18 protein-coding genes are annotated in these 18455 nt (G+C 70.4%); 7 read left to right on the forward strand and 11 right to left on the reverse strand.

The features are described 5' to 3' along the window. Positions 1-56: 56 nt before the first annotated feature. Entirely contained in the window at positions 57-197 is a 141-nt protein-coding gene (gene pqqA / locus BLW84_RS34870) for a pyrroloquinoline quinone precursor peptide PqqA (RefSeq protein WP_093274433.1), read from the reverse strand. 360 nt (positions 198-557) lie between these two features. On the opposite strand from pqqA, the gene BLW84_RS34875 reads away from it, so the two are divergent. The 3 genes from BLW84_RS34875 (at position 558) to metX (ending at position 3966) form a co-directional block, all read left to right on the forward strand. Then, entirely contained in the window at positions 558-1058 is a 501-nt protein-coding gene (locus BLW84_RS34875) for a TetR/AcrR family transcriptional regulator (RefSeq protein ID WP_245761598.1), read from the forward strand. A 401-nt stretch (positions 1059-1459) separates the two neighbouring features. Continuing rightward, positions 1460-2794 carry a bifunctional o-acetylhomoserine/o-acetylserine sulfhydrylase gene (locus BLW84_RS48605; RefSeq protein WP_093274438.1) on the forward strand — a complete coding sequence of 445 codons (1335 nt, stop codon included), beginning with the start codon at positions 1460-1462 and terminating at the stop codon, positions 2792-2794. Continuing rightward, positions 2791-3966, forward strand: coding sequence for a homoserine O-acetyltransferase MetX (metX, locus tag BLW84_RS34885; RefSeq protein WP_093274440.1), 1176 nt, complete (start codon positions 2791-2793; stop codon positions 3964-3966). Before BLW84_RS48605 ends, metX begins: the two co-directional genes overlap by 4 nt. A 257-nt stretch (positions 3967-4223) precedes the next feature. Here the strand turns inward: metX and BLW84_RS34890 are convergent, their stop codons facing one another. Then, positions 4224-4727, reverse strand: coding sequence for a DinB family protein (locus tag BLW84_RS34890; RefSeq protein ID WP_093274442.1), 504 nt, complete (start codon positions 4725-4727; stop codon positions 4224-4226). Positions 4728-5161: 434 nt separating this feature from the next. Continuing rightward, positions 5162-8026, reverse strand: a complete 2865-nt coding sequence (locus BLW84_RS34895) for an ATP-binding protein (protein ID WP_245761599.1) — start codon at positions 8024-8026, stop codon at positions 5162-5164. A gap of 144 nt (positions 8027-8170) precedes the next feature. On the opposite strand from BLW84_RS34895, the gene BLW84_RS34900 reads away from it, so the two are divergent. Then, positions 8171-9370 (forward strand): S8 family peptidase, encoded by a 1200-nt coding sequence (locus tag BLW84_RS34900; RefSeq protein ID WP_093274444.1) that lies wholly within the window; start codon positions 8171-8173, stop codon positions 9368-9370. Positions 9371-9612: 242 nt separating this feature from the next. Here BLW84_RS34900 and BLW84_RS34905 read toward each other — a convergent pair whose 3' ends face one another. The 4 genes from BLW84_RS34905 to BLW84_RS34920 form a co-directional block, all read right to left on the reverse strand. After that, entirely contained in the window at positions 9613-9789 is a 177-nt protein-coding gene (locus tag BLW84_RS34905) for a DUF397 domain-containing protein (RefSeq protein WP_093274445.1), read from the reverse strand. Further along, a complete protein-coding gene (locus BLW84_RS34910) occupies positions 9789-10424 on the reverse strand; it encodes a DUF5753 domain-containing protein (RefSeq protein WP_245761600.1) in 636 nt (211 codons plus the stop codon). Before BLW84_RS34910 ends, BLW84_RS34905 begins: the two co-directional genes overlap by 1 nt. A 42-nt stretch (positions 10425-10466) precedes the next feature. Then, positions 10467-11366 (reverse strand): aminoglycoside phosphotransferase family protein, encoded by a 900-nt coding sequence (locus BLW84_RS34915; protein ID WP_093274554.1) that lies wholly within the window; start codon positions 11364-11366, stop codon positions 10467-10469. Between the two features lie 137 nt (positions 11367-11503). Beyond that, on the reverse strand, positions 11504-11902 hold the full coding sequence (locus tag BLW84_RS34920; RefSeq protein WP_218157593.1) for a hypothetical protein: 399 nt from the start codon (positions 11900-11902) through the stop codon (positions 11504-11506). 200 nt (positions 11903-12102) lie between these two features. On the opposite strand from BLW84_RS34920, the gene BLW84_RS49520 reads away from it, so the two are divergent. After that, positions 12103-12723: an RNA polymerase sigma factor gene (locus BLW84_RS49520; protein ID WP_245761602.1), complete on the forward strand. Its 621-nt coding sequence runs from the start codon at positions 12103-12105 to the stop codon at positions 12721-12723. Here BLW84_RS49520 and BLW84_RS34930 read toward each other — a convergent pair. From BLW84_RS34930 to BLW84_RS34940, 3 genes are all read right to left on the reverse strand, one after another. Next, a complete protein-coding gene (locus BLW84_RS34930; protein ID WP_245761603.1) occupies positions 12720-13784 on the reverse strand; it encodes a maleylacetate reductase in 1065 nt (354 codons plus the stop codon). The two genes, BLW84_RS49520 and BLW84_RS34930, sit on opposite strands and share 4 nt — an antisense overlap. A 106-nt stretch (positions 13785-13890) precedes the next feature. Further along, on the reverse strand, positions 13891-14085 hold the full coding sequence (locus BLW84_RS34935; protein ID WP_093274450.1) for a ferredoxin: 195 nt from the start codon (positions 14083-14085) through the stop codon (positions 13891-13893). A 107-nt stretch (positions 14086-14192) separates the two neighbouring features. After that, entirely contained in the window at positions 14193-15374 is a 1182-nt protein-coding gene (locus BLW84_RS34940; RefSeq protein ID WP_093274453.1) for a cytochrome P450, read from the reverse strand. A gap of 163 nt (positions 15375-15537) precedes the next feature. On the opposite strand from BLW84_RS34940, the gene BLW84_RS34945 reads away from it, so the two are divergent. Next, the gene (locus BLW84_RS34945) at positions 15538-16242 is read left to right on the forward strand and encodes a GbsR/MarR family transcriptional regulator (RefSeq protein ID WP_093274456.1); all 705 of its coding nucleotides are present in this window, start codon (positions 15538-15540) and stop codon (positions 16240-16242) included. 7 nt (positions 16243-16249) lie between these two features. On the opposite strand, the gene BLW84_RS34950 is transcribed toward BLW84_RS34945, so the two are convergent. Continuing rightward, positions 16250-17245, reverse strand: coding sequence for an AraC family transcriptional regulator (locus BLW84_RS34950; RefSeq protein WP_093274459.1), 996 nt, complete (start codon positions 17243-17245; stop codon positions 16250-16252). 128 nt (positions 17246-17373) lie between these two features. Here BLW84_RS34950 and BLW84_RS34955 point away from each other — a divergent pair, with 128 nt between their 5' ends. Further along, positions 17374-18402: a TauD/TfdA family dioxygenase gene (locus tag BLW84_RS34955; protein ID WP_177226855.1), complete on the forward strand. Its 1029-nt coding sequence runs from the start codon at positions 17374-17376 to the stop codon at positions 18400-18402. Positions 18403-18455: the final 53 nt, after the last annotated feature.

The raw sequence follows: 18455 nt of genomic DNA on the forward strand, positions 1-18455 counted from the left end.
GGCCGGGCGCCGGGCCGCCGGCGCCCGGGGATCGACTGCCGGTCGTCCCACCGCGCCTAGTCCTCCAGCCGCGCGACGTACATCGTGACTTCCGAGGCGCATACGACTTCTTCGAACTCGGGCGTCTCCCATTCGACTTCGTCGAACTCCGGGGGCTCCCATTCGAGAAGACCGGGCCGAGCAGCATCTGATCTCATGACTGGCACCTCCTCTCCGGCGACGAGCGTCCCCGGGTGGAGATCGTCGACGGTTCGGCTGCCGAGGCGAACGCGATGTCCGGTACCGGTGCTCACTGCGAACCGGCCCCCCGACCTGATCCGGACCCCCGACGCGTCCCCACGCGCGGGACCACCGCAGGTGCAGGATAGCTCCGCGGAAACGCGGCCGTAAGGGCATGGGAAACCCGAAATCTGCTGGTCGGTAGTGGTGTCGCCGGTGAGCGCCTGGCAGGTGGGGCGGAGGTGGTGCCTGGGCCGGGCGTGGCGGTCAGGGGATGTCGGAGAGGTCGGGCTCGGCGGTGGAGATCGCGCTGTGCAGGCCCTCTGGCCGACGCCGCCGTGGAGCTGTTCCTCCAGCGCGGATTCGACCAGGTCAGCGTCCGCGAGATCGCCGACGCCGCCGACGTGTCGACGACGACGCTGTTCAAACACTTCCCGAGCAAGGAAGCGCTCGTCTTCGACGAGGCCGCCGACCACGAGGCGGAACTCGTCGCGGCCGTTCGGGATCGCGCGCCCGGCGAGTCCATCCCGACCGCGTTGCGCCGGTACGTGCTGCAGGCGGTCGAGCGGGTCAGCAGCGATCCGCGGTGGGAGTCGTTCGTGGCGCTCAGCGAGTCCAGCAACGCGTTGCGCTCCTACGCCGACCGGATGTGGATGCGCCATCGGGCCGCGCTCGCCGCCGCGATCGCGGAACAGGCGGGATGCGCCGACGACGACCCTAAGTGCGCCGCCCTGGCGCACTTCGCGCTGCAGACTCGCGCGCTGGCCCGCGGCCCTCGTTCCGAAGAGGCCGTCGCGGCAGCGTTCGACCTGCTCGAAAACGGCTGGCGAACCGGCTGATGTCGCCGAGTTGCGTGTCCATTGTGGATGATCTGCGGTGGGCGCGGTCCGCTGATCGGCGTGGCGGCGTTCGTCTCAACCGGTGAACACGTTTTGCGGGCCGCGATCAACCCGCTACTCTTCGGCTCATGATCCGCTTGGTTATCCGTCGGCACGTCGACTACGTGCGCGTGACCACTTCGGCGTGTTGATCCTCTGATTCCTCGGGCTGTCGCCCGGGAATGTCGCAGTTCTGCGCTTCCGCTCGGATCTCGTGGGCGCCTTGGATTGCCATAGCGCTCCCGCCTTGTGCCTGCGGAACCGCCTTCATCGCAATGCTTTTCGGCGGACTCCCGTCGACCACTCCCAGGCCGCGTCGCCGCGCTGCGGTCGGCGCATGCCGTTTTGCTCAGGAGACACGCATGAGTGCTGACGCTTCTTCCGCCGCTCTCGACCAGTCCGCCTGGTCGTTCGACACGCTTCAGGTGCACGCCGGCGCCCAGCCCGACCCGGCGACCGGTGCGCGCGCGGTGCCGATCTACCAGACGACGTCGTACGTCTTCCGGGACACCGAACACGCCGCGAACCTGTTCAACCTCAGCGAACCCGGCAACATCTACACGCGGATCAACAACCCCACCCAGGAGGTCCTCGAGAACCGCGTGTCCGCGCTGGAAGGCGGCGTGGCGGCGGTGGCGCTGGCGTCCGGCCAGGCCGCCGAGACGCTGACCATCCTCACCCTGGCGCAGGCCGGGGACCACGTGGTGTCCAGCTCTTCGCTGTACGGCGGCACCCACAACCTCCTCCGGCACACCCTGCCGAAACTGGGCATCGAGGTCAGCTTCGTCGAGGACCCCGACGACCTCGACGCCTGGCGGGCCGCCGCACGCCCGAACACGAAGCTGTTCTTCGCCGAAACGCTCGGCAATCCGCGGGCGAACGTGCTGGACGTGCGGGCCGTCGCCGACGTGGCGCACGAGGCCGGGGTCCCGCTCGTCGTCGACAACACCATCGCGACGCCGTACCTGCTGCGGCCGATCGAGCACGGGGCGGACATCGTCGTGCACTCGGCGACGAAGTACCTCGGCGGCCACGGCACCGCCATCGGCGGCGTGGTCGTCGACGGCGGCACCTTCGACTTCGGCGCCCACTCCGAGCGGTTCCCGGGATTCGTCGAGCCCGACCCGTCCTACCACGGCCTGCAGTACTGGCCCGCCCTCGGCCACGGCGCCTTCGCGGCGAAGCTGCGGGTGCAGGGACTGCGCGACCTCGGCCCCGCCATCTCGCCGTTCAACGCCTTCCTCCTGTTGCAGGGGCTGGAAACGCTGTCGCTGCGGATCGAGCGGCACACGCGCAACGCGCAGATCCTCGCCGAATGGCTCAGCGAGCGCGACGAGGTCGAGTCGGTGCACTACGCCGGTCTCACCTCCAGCCGGTGGTACGAAGCCGGGCAGAAGTACCTGCCCCGCGGCGCGGGCGCCGTCGTGTCGTTCGAGCTGCGCGGAGGCACGTCCGCCGGGCGAGCATTCGTCGACGGCGTGCAGCTTTTCAGCCACCTGGTGAACATCGGCGACGTGCGCAGCCTCATCGCGCACCCGGCGAGCACCACGCACGGCCAGCTCAGCGAGCAGGACCAGCTGCTCGCCGGTGTCACGCCGGGCCTCGTCCGGTTGTCGGTGGGCATCGAAGCCGTCGAGGACCTCAAGGCCGACCTCGAAGCCGGTTTCCGCGCGGCCAAGGCCGAGCTGGAGCGATGAGCCGACCGCAGGCGACCGGCTCCCTTCCCGCCACCGGGGCGTGGCGGGAGGGGAGCCCGGCCGGTCGGCGCCGGTGGCTGCGCCTGCGCGAGCCGCTGCGGCTGGACGCGGGCGGCGAGCTCCCGGCGGCCAGCCTGGCTTACGAGACCTGGGGAAGCCTCAACCGCGACGCTTCGAACGCGGTGCTCGTGCTGCACGCCCTGACCGGCGACAGCCACGTCGCCGGGCCGGCCGGTGAAGGCCACCCGAGCCCAGGCTGGTGGGACGCGCTCGTGGGGCCGGGCCGGGCGCTGGACACCGATCGGTGGTTCGTCGTCGCCCCGAACGCGATCGGCGGCTGCCAGGGCAGCACCGGCCCGGCCGGTGCCGCGCCCGACGGAAGTCCTTGGGGCGGCAGGTTTCCCGTGATCACCGTGCGGGATTCGGTGCGCGCGGAGGCGCGGCTCGCTGACGAGCTCGGGGTGCGGTCGTGGGCGGCGGTGATCGGCGGCTCGTTCGGCGGGATGCGCGCGCTGGAATGGGCCGCCACCTACCCGGACCGGGTGTCGGCGGCACTGCTGCTGAGCTGCTGCGCCGTGGCCTCTGCGGAGCAGATCGCCTGGTCCTCGGCGCAGATCCAGGCGATCCGGGCGGATCCGGACTGGCTGGGCGGCCACTACCACGACCTGCCCGCCGGTCGCGGCCCGCACGCCGGGCTGGGCGTGGCCCGGCGGATCGCGCACATCACCTACCGCAGCCCGCAGGAGCTCCAGGACCGCTTCGGCATCGACCACCAGGACGGCGAGAACCCCTGGAACGGTGGCCGGTACTCCGTCGAGTCCTATTTGGACCACCACGCCGACAAGCTGGTGCGACGCTTCGACGCGGCCAGCTACGTGACGCTGGCGCAGGCGATGTCCGGGCACGACGTGGGCCGGGGGAGAGGCGGGGAAGAGGCGGCGCTGAGCCGGATCCGGGCGCGGACCTGCGTGGCCGGTGTGGACAGCGACCGCCTCTTCCCGCTGCACCAGCAGCGCCGCCTCGCCGAGGCGATCCCCGGCGCCGGGCCGCTGCGTACCATCACCTCGCTGCACGGCCACGACGGATTCCTGATCGAGACGGCGCAGGTCGCCGAGCTGGTCCGCGAACTGCTGCCGGATCGCGGACCGGCACGGCTGCAACCGTCGGTCTGATGCAGGGAGGCGGGTTCCGTCGGTTGCAGCGAGCTCTCAGCGGACTAGGAGTTCATGATCGCGGCCGGGTTGCGTGATTGCGGTTGTCCTGCCGGTGCCGGCTTGGCCGGTGACGATCAATCCGCGGCGACCGGCGATCTGGTGTCGCTTGAGCAGCACCAAGCGGCGGCCCGTGGTGAACACCGAGAGTGGTGGTCCAGTCGTACCTCGTATGCCGTGTGGCGGCTTCTGCATCCCGGGAACCTGGCACCGAAGTCTCACGGGTTTGGCTTTCGATGTGGGGCCTGATCGATCTGTTCGCGAAGGATGTCGCCGTGTCCTGCGTGCCGTGCGAATTCTTCGATCATGGCGAGCAGGGTCCATCGCATGCTGACTGTTCCTTCACGCGGGTTGTCCTTGGTGTCGTCGAGGCTGAAGCGGGCGGCGATCTCACGTGATCGTTGGCTTGCGCGTTCGAACTCGGCGATCACGTCGGCTAGCGGCTCGTCATCTGTGACGGTGAAGGTGCCCTCGTCCCGGTTCGAGTATCCGTCGCATTCGGATTCGTCGAGGCCCGCCCAGAATCGTTGGAACCAGATCCGTTCGGCGGCCGCGGCATGCTTGATCAAGGAGATCGGTGTCGTCAGTGAAGCGACGAGTCGGCGGCGGGCGTCGGCTTCGGAGAGGCCGCGTGCGGTCTCGATCAGGGCTTCGCGGTTGCGATCGAGCATGTCCTCGATGATCGCTCGTTCGATTCCGTTGGTAATTCTGTTGGTACTCATGGGCTTTCACTCCGTTCTTTTGCGCGGCCGAAGAACCTGTGCGGTCTCACGTCCGATCGGTCTGGTCGGCGTCAAGGCTGCGGTTCGACGCGGGGTTGACGACAGGGACGATGCATCCAGAGGCTGGAACGAGTCGAGGCGTTCGATGTGCTCACCGCTTTGATGCGCAGGGAGCGTGTCGGTGCGGGCAGAACTGAAACACCGCAGCCGAGATCAGTCGCCGGGCAGATCCGGTGAAGGCGCCGACGTCACTATCCTATCGTGTCCTGGAGGGTGGCGTCGGCGAAGTAGGTGAGTACCAGGTCAACTGGGACAGGACGGTGACGCGCTGGGCCAGGTCGCATCCGGTCGTTGAATCTCGCCGGCTTGGTGGGACTGTGCCACCTTCGAGGAGGCAGGACACCGCGTGGCTTACCCGATATGGGAGACACGCCCTAGTTCTTCAGCTGCTCGCGGGAGGTGACGCCGAGCTTTCTCAGCACTCTCGCCGCGTGGTGCTCGACCGTGCGCGGTGAGAGGAACAGGATTCCGGCGATCTCGCGGTTCGTGTGCCCGCAGGCGAGCAGCCGCGCCACCTCTTCTTCGCGCGGTGACAGCTCGTCGCCGTAACCCCGGCGGCCCCGGCGGGAAGGCTTGCCGCCGCCCGCGCCGCGCAGCAGGTGGCGGCACCTCGCCGCGTCGCGGGTGGCTCCGAGGCGGTCGAACACGTCGACCAGCGCGGACAGCTCCTCCTGCGCAGGTCCCGGATCGGTGGGCAGCAGGCACGTGGCCGCTCGTTCGGCGACCATCGCCGCGTAGTAGGGCACCGGCAGTTCCTCGTAGTGCGCGACCGAATCGCGGTAGTGCGTCATCGCCGCGGTCCGGTCTCCCCGGTGTTCGGCCAGCCGGCCGCGGCACTGGGCCAGCGCCGCCACCGCGAGCGGCACGCCCGAACCCGCGATTCCGGCGGCGATCTCGTCCACCACTCGCGCCGCGTCCGCTTCGCGGTCCGCCGCCAGGTACACCGCGACCGCCACCGGGCCCAGCTCGCCGCTCCACGCCCAGACCCCCTTGCGCCGCAAGATGTCCAGCCCCCGGTCGACGTCCGCGCAGGCCTTCGCCGGCTCGTCCTGGGACAGCAGGGTCCAGGCCAGCCCCGCGCAGCCGGCGATCGCGACCGGGCTGATCGCCTCGTCCGGGGCGAAGGCGCCCGTTTCGGTGAGGTGGCTGGTCGCCCTCGCCCATTCGCCGCGGGCCATCGCGAGCGAACCCAGCACCAGGCTCAGCTCGCTGACCACCGGGAACAGGTCCCGGTACTCGTCGAGCATCCGGTGCGCCCGCTCGTCGAGCCCGGCCCACTCGCCAGTCAGCCAGTCCAGCCGGGTCCGGGTGGCCCTGGCCGTGCTGATCACGAACGGGGCGCCGCAGCGGGCGGCGATCCGCAGGCCGCCGCGCAGCAGCTCGTCGGCGATCCGCAGGTGCCCGGTCCACTCGCACGCGTCGGCCAGGTTGCAGCGCAGCCGCGCGAGGTGGCGCTGCTCGCCGACCGTCGCCACCTCCTCCGGCAGCTCGTCGAGCGAGGCGAGCACGGTGGCGTCGCCGAGGTGCATGCGCGAGCCGAACTCGTTGGCCTGCAACGACAACCGCAGTTCGCCAGTGGCCTTCGACCGGTATTCGGTGAGCCGCGCGAGCCACGGCCGGATCTCGTCGAGCGGTGTCTGCCCGACGTAGGGCATCGCCAGCACCGCGGTGCCGCGCGCGGCCAGGTCCGGGCATTCCGACAGCTCGTTGATCGCCCGCTCGACCTCCGAACGTGCCTCCACCAGCCCGCCCGCCTGCCGCAGCAACAGCAGCCCCCGGTACAGCCGCACCTCGCCGCGCGCCGACGTGGACAGCCGCCGGTCGCTGAGCAGCCGTTCCAGCGTTTTGGTCGGATCGTGCTGGTCCAGGCCGGTGTGCGCGATCTGGCCGAGCTTGATCGCGAGCCGGTCGACGTGCTCGGCGGGCAGCCCCGGCTCTTTCAGCAACCGCTGCAGCAGCTCGGTGGCGGTCGCCGCGTCGCCGATCTCGGCGGCCCGGTCGGCGGCAGCCTCCCCGTAGGAAAGCCACTCCGAAACCCGGCCGGCGCGCTCGCTGTGCTCGGCGAGCTGCTTCAGCGGCTTGGGCTCGACCCCGGCCAGCACGTCGATCGCGCGCGCGTGCAGGTGCGCGCGATCCGGGCCGGTGATGGTGTCGTAGACGGCTTTCCTGGCCAGCGAATGCCGAAAGCCGTAGCCGCCGTCCAGCTCGTGCAGCACGTGACCGCTCAACGCGTGCGTCAGCGCGGTGCGCAGTCGCGGCTCCGGGACGCCGGCGACCGCGCCGAGCAGTCCCTCCGTCGCGGGCGCGCCGAGCACCGCGGCCGTCTCGACGAGCCTGGTCGCCGCGGTCGGCAGCACGGCGAGCCGCTCGGCCATCGCGTCCCGCAGCAGCACCGGCACCTCGACCGCGTCGAGCAGCCGGCGGGCGGCGGCGCCGTCGGTGCGCACCGTGCCGACGGTGTTGCGCAGCGCCCGCAACGTTTCTTCGACGACGAACGGGACTCCGGCCGTGCATTCGTGCAGCCGGGCGGCGAATTCCGCGGACACCTGCTTCTCGCCGAGGATCGCCTCGGTCAGCGCGCGGACGTCGTCCACGCCGAGCGGGCTCAGCGCCAGGACCACGCTGACCACGCCGTTGGGTGGCCGGTAGGCGCCGCCCAGCGGCAGTCCGCCGGGCACGTCCTCGCGCCGGTAGGTCACCACGATCGTCATGTTCGGCGGCGGGTCGCTCATCAGGAACCGCACCAGCTGCCGGGTGCCGTCGTCGGCCCACTGCAGGTCCTCGATGGCGAGCAGCACCGGGCCCAGCGCGCCGACCAGCTCGCGCACCGCGCGGAACAGCCGGTGCCGCTCCGCGCGCGGGTCGCCGAGCGGGTCCGGCGCGGGCGGCAGGTGCTCGGCGATCTCCGGGAGCAGCGGGCCGAGGACGCCGGTGACCGGGCTCAGCTCCGGCCGCCGCGCGGGCCTCGCGCCGCGCAGCGCCTCCAGAACCGCCCCGTACGGGAACGGTTCACCTACCTGACGGCAGTACCCGATGAGCGAGGTGGCCGGTCCGAGCTCGCCGGCGAGCACCTCGGTCAGCAGCCGGCTCTTGCCGACTCCGGCCTCGCCCTCGACCAGCACCACGGCCGGGTGCAAAACGGCCACCGCCTGCAGCGATGCGAGCTGCTCGGCGCGCCCGACCAGCACCGGTGAGCTGGTGCGGATCTGCGGGCGAACGGGGCGCCGGGTGCGCGCCATGTGCTCTCCCCTCGCCGAAAGACACGTACCCCTACGTAATGAAACACGGATTGATCATCATCAGGGCATCAGTCGATCGTGTCGGAAATGGCTGTGCGGCACCACCTCCGTATGGCAGCCATAACTGAAGAGGGAGCACCCGACATGCGACAAGGACGCAAGATCCGGCTGATCACCGCGCTCGGCGCGGGTGTTTTCGCCGCTGCGCTGGCCACCGCTCCAGCCACCGCGGCCCCGACCGGCAAGATCCTCCCCGCCGCGGAGCCGGTCACCGGCAGCTACATCGTGGTGCTGAAGGACCTGAACGCGACCGCGGCCTCGACCACGAGCACCACCGCGCGCCTCGTCGCGCAGTACGGCGGCACCACGACCGCCACCTACACCTCGACCATCCGCGGCTTCGCGGCGAAGCTCGACGAGGCCGCGGCCAAGCGGCTGGCCGGCGACCCGGCGGTCGCGTACGTGCAGCAGGACGGCGTCGCCCGGATCGCAGGCACCCAGCAGAACCCCACCTGGGGCCTGGATCGCATCGACCAGAACAACCTGCCGCTCGACCGCAGCTACACCTACCCGAACACCGGGTCGGGGGCGACGGCGTACATCCTCGACACCGGCGTGGACAAGCGGCACCCCGACCTGGAGGGCCGCGTCAGCGACGGCCGCGACTTCATCGACAACGACGGCGACGCCTCCGACTGCCAGGGCCACGGCACGCACGTGGCCGGCACCGTCGGCTCGAAGACGTACGGCGTGGCGAAGCAGGTGAAGCTGGTCAGCGTCCGCGTGCTCAACTGCCAGGGTTCGGGCCAGTACTCCCAGATCATCTCCGGCATCGACTGGGTGGCCCGCAACGCCACCAAGCCCGCGGTGGCGAACATGAGCCTCGGCGGCGGTGCCGACACCGCGACCGACAACGCGGTGCGGAGGGCGATCCAGAGCGGCGTCACCTTCGCCGTGGCGTCCGGGAATTCGAACACCGACGCCTGCAGCTCGACGCCTGCCCGCGTGCCGGAGGCGATCACGGTCAACGCCACCGACCGGCAGGACAGCCGGTCGTCGTTCTCCAACTACGGACGCTGCACCGACATCTTCGCGCCGGGCACCGACATCACGTCCACCCTCAACGGCGGCGGCTCCGGCGGCAAGAGCGGCACGTCGATGGCGACCCCGCACGTGGCGGGCGCGGTCGCGCTGTACCTGACGGCGAACCCGTCGGCGACGCCGGCGCAGGTGCGCGACGCGCTGGTGAACAACGGAATCCAGAACGCGGTGCGCAACCCGGGCTCCGGCTCGACGAACCGCCTGCTGAACGTCGGCTTCATCAAGGGCGGCGGCGCTTACTGATACCGACCGGTGAAATCGGAAGGCCCCGCACTGCAGGCGGGGCCTTCCCCCGTTTTCGCATAGCGGAGCCCTGATGTGGCCCGCTAGTGGTTGAGGTGATCCAGCGTCATCCGAATTGCGAAAGGCGCGCGTTTCTGCTGGTCAAGTGCCGTGAGTGCTTTGGGGTGCCAGAGCGCCCCAAAACGCTCACGGGTACGCAGGACCGAGCAGCGGATGAACCAGCAGGTCATGGCCGCTGCGGATCAGCTGAGGTTCTTCAAAAAAGTCCGCCACGCGGCGTGACTGACCGTGATGTGCCCAGCATCAGGTGCCTTCGAATCCCGCACCGCCACACCAAGACCGGTTAATCGAACCTCGACGCAAGCGTCGTTGGCAGCACCGCTGCGGCTGCTCTTGAACCAGCCGGTGTCGTAGTCCATCACTCCATGCCCTTCAGCTTGTCGATCAAGAGGGTGCGGGACGAATCCAGGTCCAGCGCCAACTCCCGCACCCGTTCGTAGGCGCGAAACATGGGGCCAGTGTCTGCCTCTTGATCGTGATATGTCGATGGCCCGTAGGGCACAGGAGCGAACGCGATCCGCGGTGCGGAAGGCGCGAAGTCAAGCGTGATGAGCCCGCCGTGGAGCAACGGGTTGTTCGGGACTGTCCGCGGAAGCACCTGGACGGCGATGTTAGGACGCTCGCCGAGCTGGAGAAGATGCAGAACTTGCCCGCGCGCCACGGAAGTGCTGCCGACAACCTGGTCCAGCGCGATCTCGGTGACGACGAAGGAGATCGCCTTCGGTTCGCTGGCGTCGAGCACGCGACGTTGCTGCTCCAAGCGGAACGCGACGCGGTTCTCCAACTCTTGGTCCGAGGAATCCCACCAAACTCCGTCGCCTGTCGCGATGACTGCACGCACGTAGTCTGCGGGCCTTTGGGTGGCTATGCCCCTACTGGAGTTTCGCGCTCGATGTTCCTGCTGGTCACTCCAGCCGTGCGTACTTTGTGTCGCTATGGCAGCACAAAGTACGCACGGCTCCGGACCTGCCGGAACGTCCTTCCGGGCCGTCATGTCGCGGGCAAAACCGCGAAACTCCAGCCTTTGAGGTGCCCCTCAGCCCGAGTATTCGCCTGTCGGGCGTTCCAGCATGGCCTGCGCCATGGCGACGTGGCTCGGCGCGAGTGAGGTCGCGCCGTCTTCGACGTCCCACAGGCTGTTCTGCAGCACCCGTCCGAGCGTCCAGCCCGCCGCGCGCTCCCGGTCCAGGCCGAGGGCTTCGGTGAGCAGGTCGAACCGCCGGTGCACGACGCGGATCGGGTCGCCGGTGGCCACCACCGCGTCCCACTCGCTGTCCAGGGCGGGCCACAGGTCGAACCCGGGGTCGCCCGCCAGCGGCTCCGGGTCGATCGCCAGCCACGGTTCCCGCTCGCCGGCGAGGACGTTGCCGTAGTGCAGATCCCAGTGCAGCAGCCGATCACCGGGCTCGTCGACCAGGTCGGCGATCGCGTCGGCGCACGAGCGCAGCAGCCGTTGATCGGCCGGGTCGGTCAGTGCCGAAACCGCTTGGGGCGCCTGGTCGAGCATCTCGGCGGCGATCTCGCCGAGCCCCCGCAACCCCTCCGGCGCGGGCACGGCCGTCAACCGGCGCAGCAAGTCGGCGAGGATGCCCATCGCCTCGTCGTCATCCGCGACGGAGGTCAGGGTGCGCGAGCCGTCGAGGCGTTCCAGCAGCATCGTGCAGTTCGCCGGGTCGTGGTCGAGGAGCCGCACGATCCCGCTGCCGTTCCAGGCCCACAATCCGATGAGCGCGGCCCTGGTTTCCTCCTTGGGTAGCTGGAATCGCAGCACCGCGCGCTCCCCGCCGGCGCGGACCACGGGCACCACGAGCGAGGCCTCCCCGGCGGCGACGTTCCCGTCGGGAGTGAGGTCCCACGTCTCCAGGTACTCGGCGACCTGGCCGGGCAGCGCGGCGATCCAGGATCTCCCCGCTTCGCTCCCGCCGTAGGAGGCCATCAGGGTGTCCGGGACGCCGAACGCGAGCACGTGGTGATTTCCTTTCGGGGCATGGCTTTCCTGCCGGCCAGTGTACGGATCCGAGGGGGCGCGCCGCCGCAAGTGGTGATCGCTGCTCGCGGCGGCGCGGGGTCCGGTCAGGCGTGGGTGACGACGAGGGTGACCCCGGCTTCTCCGCCGCAGTCGACGAAGACCGGGCCCACGCCGTTGCCCACGGCGTCGCTCAGCCGGCCCTTCGCGAGGAATCCGGCCGGATTGGGGTCGACGATGCGCACGTCCTCCAGTACCGGCCTCGTTTCCGAGAAGCCGCTGAGCACGGCCTTGAGGCCGGTCCCGCCGCCGCAGTCGCCGGTGATGGTCACTTGCTGGCCCCGCCAAACGGGATTCGGGCCGACCTGGACCGTCGCCCGGGCCCCCTTGGGCGGGACGGGGGCCGCGCCGGACATGGGCGCGGCGAACGCCCCGCTGCTGGTGGCGGTGATGATCGCGCCCGCCGCAACGGTAAGTCCGATGACGGCGGCTTTCTTCTTCAGCACAACGACATCCTCCGGTGTTGGTCCTATTAGGACGAGATTGGTTTCCGTCCCGCCGGAGTACCGTCCGGCGGCATCCGGCCGTAAGTCGTGCCGGTCGCCGCCCCGGGTTCTCCTGCCGTCAAAATGTGATCTGAGCCACTTGGAGAACCGCTGGGTGTCCGCCCGTCGTCTTCCGGGGCGTGAGGGGAAACCGGGTGCCGATGGCTTCGCTGGACGAAGCGCAGCTGGTCCGCCGCATCGCGCGAGGCGACCGCGCAGCGTTCGAGGAGCTGTACCGGCGCACCTCGCCGTGGCTGGCGCTGCGGCTGCGCCGCAGGTGCGCCGACGAGCAGCTCGTCGCCGAGGTCATACAGGAGACCTACCTCGCCGTGTGGCGCGCCGGCGAGGCGTTCGCGGGAGACGCGGTGGGTGGCTCCGCCGTGGGATGGCTGTGGACCATCGCCGCGCGCCGCCTGGTGGACGGCTTCCGGCGGCAGGCCCGGTATGCGCGGGTGCCCGCGGTCGCGGCGGAGCCGGTGAGCGCTCCCGCTGCCGAGGACGACGCGTTGGCCGGCGAGGTCGGCGGAACGGTCGGCGACGCGCTCCGGCGACCAACACACCCGCGGCTACGTGCACAAACGCACCCAACAAGGACTATCCAAAAAGGACATCATGCGGTGCCTGAAACGCTACCTCGTCCGCAAGATCTACCGCACCATCACCACAGACCTCGCCCTCACCACCACTTGACAAACAATAGGAGCATCGAAATCGCCATCCCTCCCTCACACGGAGCGGCGATTTCGCGCGAAATCGCCCGCGCGCCGGAAACGACGCCTTAGGTGGTGGTCGGGCCGCCGTGTAGCGCGGCGTGCATGAGCCGCTCCAGCGCTTCGCGGGTTACCGGGCGTGGATTGGTGTAGGGGCTTGCGAGAACCTCCTCGATGACGGCGGGCAGGTCCGCCTCGGAGACGCCGAGTTCGGCCAAGCCGCGCGGTGCGCCGAGGCGCGTGGCCAGCTCCGCGAGGCCTTCGGCCGGGTCGGCGGTGTCGAGGGCGCGCTGCAGGGCGGATCGCGCATCGGGCGCCGCGTCGAGGTTGAACGCGGCGACGTGGGGCAGCACGACCGCGTGGGTCTGCGCGTGCGGCAGGTCGAGCTTCCCGCCGAGGACGTGGCACAGCTTGTGGTGCAGGCCCATCGTGGTGGCGCCCAGGCAGGCCCCGCACAGCCAGGTGCCCTGCAGCGCCGCGCTCCTGGCGTCGATGTCGGCCGGGTCGCCGGTGATGGCCGGCAGCGATCCGGCGAGCTCGCGGACCCCTCGTTCGGCCATCGCCGAGATGACGGGCGAGGTATCGGGGGCGTAGAGCGCCTCCACGGCGTGCGCGATGGCGTTGAGGCCGCTGGTGGCGGACATGCCGGCGGGCAGGGCGAGGGTGAGCTCGGGGTCGTAGATGACGGACTTGGGCAGCACGGCGGGGTTTCGGCCGGTCTGCTTGCGGGCGTTCTCCGTGAGGCCCCAGATGGGCGTCATCTCGGATCCGGCGTACGTCGTGGGCACGGCCAGCACGGGCAGTCCCAGGCGGAGGGCGAGCGCCTTGCCCAGCCCGATCGTCGATCCGCCGCCGATCGCGACGCACCCGTCGGCGTCGAGACCCGCGGCCATCGCCTCGGCCGCGGCGACGGTTTCCACCGGCACGTGCATGCGGGCCCGGTCGAAGATCCCCACCGCGCGCTCGCCCAGCAGGTCGCGCGCCGTTCCGGCCAGCGCGGTCTGCCCGGGGGTGGCCAGCACCAAGGCGCGTTCGATGCCGAGGCGCTCGGCCTCCTCGGAGATGCGGCGCACCGCGCCGGCGCCGAAGGCGACGCGCATCGGCAACGCCTCGTAGGTGAATTCCCGGATCACGGTGCTTGATCTCCTTCTGGCGCGAGGTGGATGTCGAAGCGAGCGTGCCCCGGAAATCCGCGGTAGCGCCCGTCCACCGCCTTCCGGGACTTGCGGGCTCACCGCGTCATTCCACCACCTGGATGGCGCGCGTGGGGCACAGCAGGGCGGCCTGGCGCACCGCCTCGTGGGCTTCCGCCGGGGGTTCCGGTTGCAGAAGCACGACGGTGCCGTCCTCGTCGCGTTGGTCGAAGACATCGGCGGCGGTGAGCGCGCACTGCCCCGAGCCCGTGCACCACTCGGTGTCGACGATGATCCGCACGGGTTCTCCTATCTGATCGAGCGGGTGGCCAGTTCGTCGAATTCGGACGTCGATCCGCTGCTGCTCGCCGAGGATCCTCGCGACCACCCGGTCGAAGTCCGCACTGCCTACACCTCCCAGGTGACGGGCAGGCGGTGGACGCCGTAGATGAGCATGTCGCTCCGCATCGCCACGTCCGCGGGCGGAATCGCCAGGCGCAGCGCGGGGAATCGCGTCACGAGCGCGGGAAGCGCGACCTGCAGTTCCACGCGGGCCAGCTGCTGGCCGAGGCACTGGTGGATGCCGTGGCCGAACGCCACGTGCCCGCTGCTCGCGCGGAGCAGGTCGAGGACGTCGGGGTCGGCGAAGTGCTCGGGATCGCGGTTGGCCGCGGGGATCGAGATGGTGACCGATTCGCCCGCCTTGATCTGCTCGCCGTGCAGCTCGACGTCCTCCAGCGCGGTGCGGATCGTGAACGGGATGATGCTCAGGTAACGCAGCAGCTCCTCGACCGCGCGACCGGCGGTGCCGGGGTCGTCGCGCAGGACGGCGAGCTGGTCGGGATGGCTCAGCAGCGCGAAGGTGCCCAGCGCGAGCATGTTGGCCGTGGTGTCCAGCCCGGCGCCCAGCAGCACGAACCCGATGTTGACCAGTTCCTCGTCGGTGAGGTCGGTGTCGGTGAGGCCGCTGAGCAGGTCGTCGGTGGGCGCGGCGCGTTTGGCGAGCACCAGCTCGCGGACGAACTCGTGCACCGCCCCGTAGGCGGCCGCCAGCTGCTCCGGCGGCGAGTCCAGCCGGAACATGTCCAGCGCGTGCGCCTGGAAGCGTGCCCGGTCCGCGTACGGCACGCCGAGCAGCTCGCAGATCACCTGCGCGGGGACAGGCTGAGCCAGGGCCTCCACCAGGTCCACCGGACCGCCGTGCCGTTCCATCTCGTCGAGGCGCTGGGCCGTGATGTCCTCGATCTGCTCGGTCAGCCGACGCATGCGGCGAACGGTGAACTGGCCGGTGAGCAGGCGGCGGTACCGGGTGTGCTCGGGCGCATCCATGGCGTTGAAGATCCCGGGCGGTGCGGGCTGGTCGCTGCCGGGGATGCCGGGAATCGGCGCGTGCCGCAGCTCGGCCCGTGCGCTGAACCGCGGATCGGCCAGCACCTCGCGCACCAGTGCGTGGCTGGTCACCAGCCACCCCTCGTGCCCGTCCGGATAGCTCAGCCTGCTCAGCGGCGCCTGCCCGCGCAGCTCGGCGAGCCCCTCGGGCGGGTCGAAGGGGCGGTCGGCCGGCCGAGCGGTCGGCAGTGACGGGGTCATGCCGGTCTCCTTCCACGTGATTCGTTCGCGGTGTGCGAAACGCTAGGACCGCATTTCGCGCGTTCGCAACTGGCCTACCCGGTTGTTCCAGGTAGGAGAAGTACGATCGGTGCAATGACATTGATGCTGAACGCACCACGTTCAGCGACGAGCGGAGGCCGGGATGCCGGGAGGTCGTCTGACCCACGAGGAGCGCCAGCGGGTCGCCGCCGGGCTGGCGGCCGGGCTCGGGTACGCGGAGATCGCCCGCGGGCTGGGGCGGCCGAGGTCGACCATCAGCCGCGAGGTCGCGCGCAACGGCGGGGTCCGCGGCTACCGGGCCAACCAGGCGCAGCAGGCGACCGCGTGGCGGGCCCGGCGCCGCAAACCGGGCGGGCACCCGGAAATCCCGGCCGCCGACACCGACGGGCGCGACCCGCGGACGGTCCGCGAGTTCGAGGAGCGGTTCGCGGACATGATGATCGAGACGGGGGTTCCGCCGATGATGGCCAGGGTCCTCGCCTGCCTGTTCACCAGCGACACCGGCAGCACCACCGCCGCCGAACTCGTCGCCAGGCTCCAGGTCAGCCCCGCGTCGGTCTCCAAGGCCGTCGGCTGGCTCGAACAGCGAGGCCTGGTCGGGCGCGAGCGCGACGGCCGGCGGGAGCGGTACGCGATCGACGAGCACGTCTGGTACCAGGCGTGGCTGGCCAGCGTCCGGTCGATGGCCAGGTGGGAGGACCTGACCCGGCAGGGCGCCGACCTCCTCGGCGGCGCCACCCCGGCCGGGGCCCGGCTGGGCGCCACGAGCCGGTTCTTCCAGCACCTCGGCCGGGACATGGTCCAGGCCGCCGAGCACTGGCGCCAGACCCTCGCCGACCAGCCCTGACGGCGGGTCACTTCCGGTTGCGCCACTGGCCGGGGCTGCACCCGAACCGGCGCCGGAACCAGCGCGAGAAGTTGCCCGGCGTCGAGAAGGACAGCAGTTCGGCGATCTCCGTCATGCTGTACCGCCGGTTCTCCACCAGGTTCTCGGCCAGTTCGGCCCGCGTCGCGTCGAGGATCGACGAGAACGTCTCGCCCGCGTCGGCGAGGTGGCGGTGGACCGTCCTGCGGTCCACCCCGAGGCTGCGCGCGACCTGTTCGACCGAGCAGCGACCGGTGGGCAGCAGGATCTCGATCAGCTCGCGGACCCGGCTCGACGTCGTCGTTTCCCCTTGTGAATCAAGGGAATCGAGGATCTGGTAGGCGTAGTTGCGCATCTGCGGGTCCGACCGCTTGTTGGGCACGTCGAGGTCGTGGGCGTAGAACGTGATCCCGTTGAACTCCTGCTCGAACTTGGCCGTGGAGCCGAAAACCCTCCGGTGGGTGCTCGCGTCGGCCGGTGCGCAGTGCGTGAAGCAGACCGCGATCGGCTGCCAGAGCGAACCGAGGAAATCGCGCAGGAGCCGGTGCAGCGTGCCGAGGGCGAGCTCGGCGGCCTGCCTGGTCTCGGTCTGCTCGCCGAGTTCGAAGCCGATGCGGATGGTCGCGAGCCCGTTGCGCACGACCATGTTCATCCGCAGGGCCTCGTTGTACATGTGCTCGTGGCGGACCAGGATCGTCAAGGCGCTGCGCACGTCGGGTTCCTCGCGGATGACCAGGCCCAGCGGGCCGAGGTTGGCGAAGCGGCGGCGTTCGGCCAGTTGCAGCGCGAAGTCCTGGTGCCCGGACTCCGCCGCCGACCGTTCGAGGAGCCGGGCGACGGACACGGCCGGGATCCACCGGTCCTGGAGCGCCATTCCGGCCGGGTCGAGTCCGACGCCGCGCATCAGCCGGATCGGCTCGATGCCGACCGAGCGGCTGACGTCGATGTAGCTGTTCAACGATGCGTAGCGGGCGAGGGGCTTCATCGTCACTCTCCGCGATGTCACCAAATGATAATCATCGTGTCCCGCGAGGATAAGACCTGACGCCCGTCGACGCATAATGTCGCCTCCATCACAGCCGACCCCGTGCCGAGATTCCGATGGAGAACGTCATGGCCGAAACAGCGACGCAGTGCGGCTCCCCGGCGATCGGGACCTCGTCCGCCGATGTGCTGCGGGAGCCGTGCCGGACGGCTGCGGCGTGGCGGGCGGCCGACCTCGACGACCCGGCCGAGTGGAGGTTCGAGCTCTCGCCGTCCCACCTCGACGAGCTGGACGCCGCGCTGAAAGCGGCGCGGAGGAACGGGATCGTGCTCCTCCGGATCACCAGGGAGCGGTTTCCCCTGCCCTCGCTGGGAACGGAGCTGCGGCGCATCGCGCATGCGTTGGAGAACGGGCGTGGTTTCGCCGTGATCAAAGGCATTCCGGTGCAGCGGTACGACGATGCCGAGATCAACACGCTCTTCTGGGGAATGGCCCAGTACTTGGGTTTTCCGGTCTCGCAGGACTCCTTCGGCCGCAAACTGGGTCGCGTCCGGGGTGCGGCGGCGGGGCCGGAGCTGCGAACGGGCGGCTCGGATGTCGTGGCGCTGCTGAGCCCGCGGCTCGGCGGGAGCAACACCGTCGTGAGTTCGGCGGCGCTGTACAACGAGGTGCTGGCGCGTGATCCGCTGCTGGCGGAGCGGATGTACCGGCACTTCTGGTTCGACCGGCGGGGTGAGCAGCTCCCTGGGGAGAGTCCCTACCGGTCGGTTCCGCTGGCGTGCTGGTGCGACGGCAAGCTGAGCGTCCGCTACGCCCGGCGCGACATCGAGTCGGCTCAGCGGTTCCCGGAGGTTCCCCGGCTGGAACCCGCCGACGTGGCGCTGTTCGAGCTGATCGACGGGCTCGCGGCCGAGTTCCGGTTCGGCGTCGACGTCGAGCCCGGCGACATCCAGCTGTTCAACAACTACGCGGTCCTGCACGCGCAGGGCGGCGACATCGCGGACCCGGCGGCCGGCGACAGCCTGCGCCGGCTCTGGCTGACGCTCCACGATGGACGAAAGCTGCCACCGGACTTCAGCTGGGAGACGGCCGGGTACGGCGGTCCGCGGGGCCGCGGGGGAGTGGCGCCCCGAGACGTCATCACCCGGGCGAGCTGACCGCACGGACGAGGGAAATCAACCGAGCAACGGCACAGGCGGATTCGCTCGTG

It is taken from the genome of Saccharopolyspora shandongensis (assembly GCF_900106995.1).
Classification (GTDB): Bacteria; Actinomycetota; Actinomycetes; order Mycobacteriales; family Pseudonocardiaceae; genus Saccharopolyspora; species Saccharopolyspora shandongensis.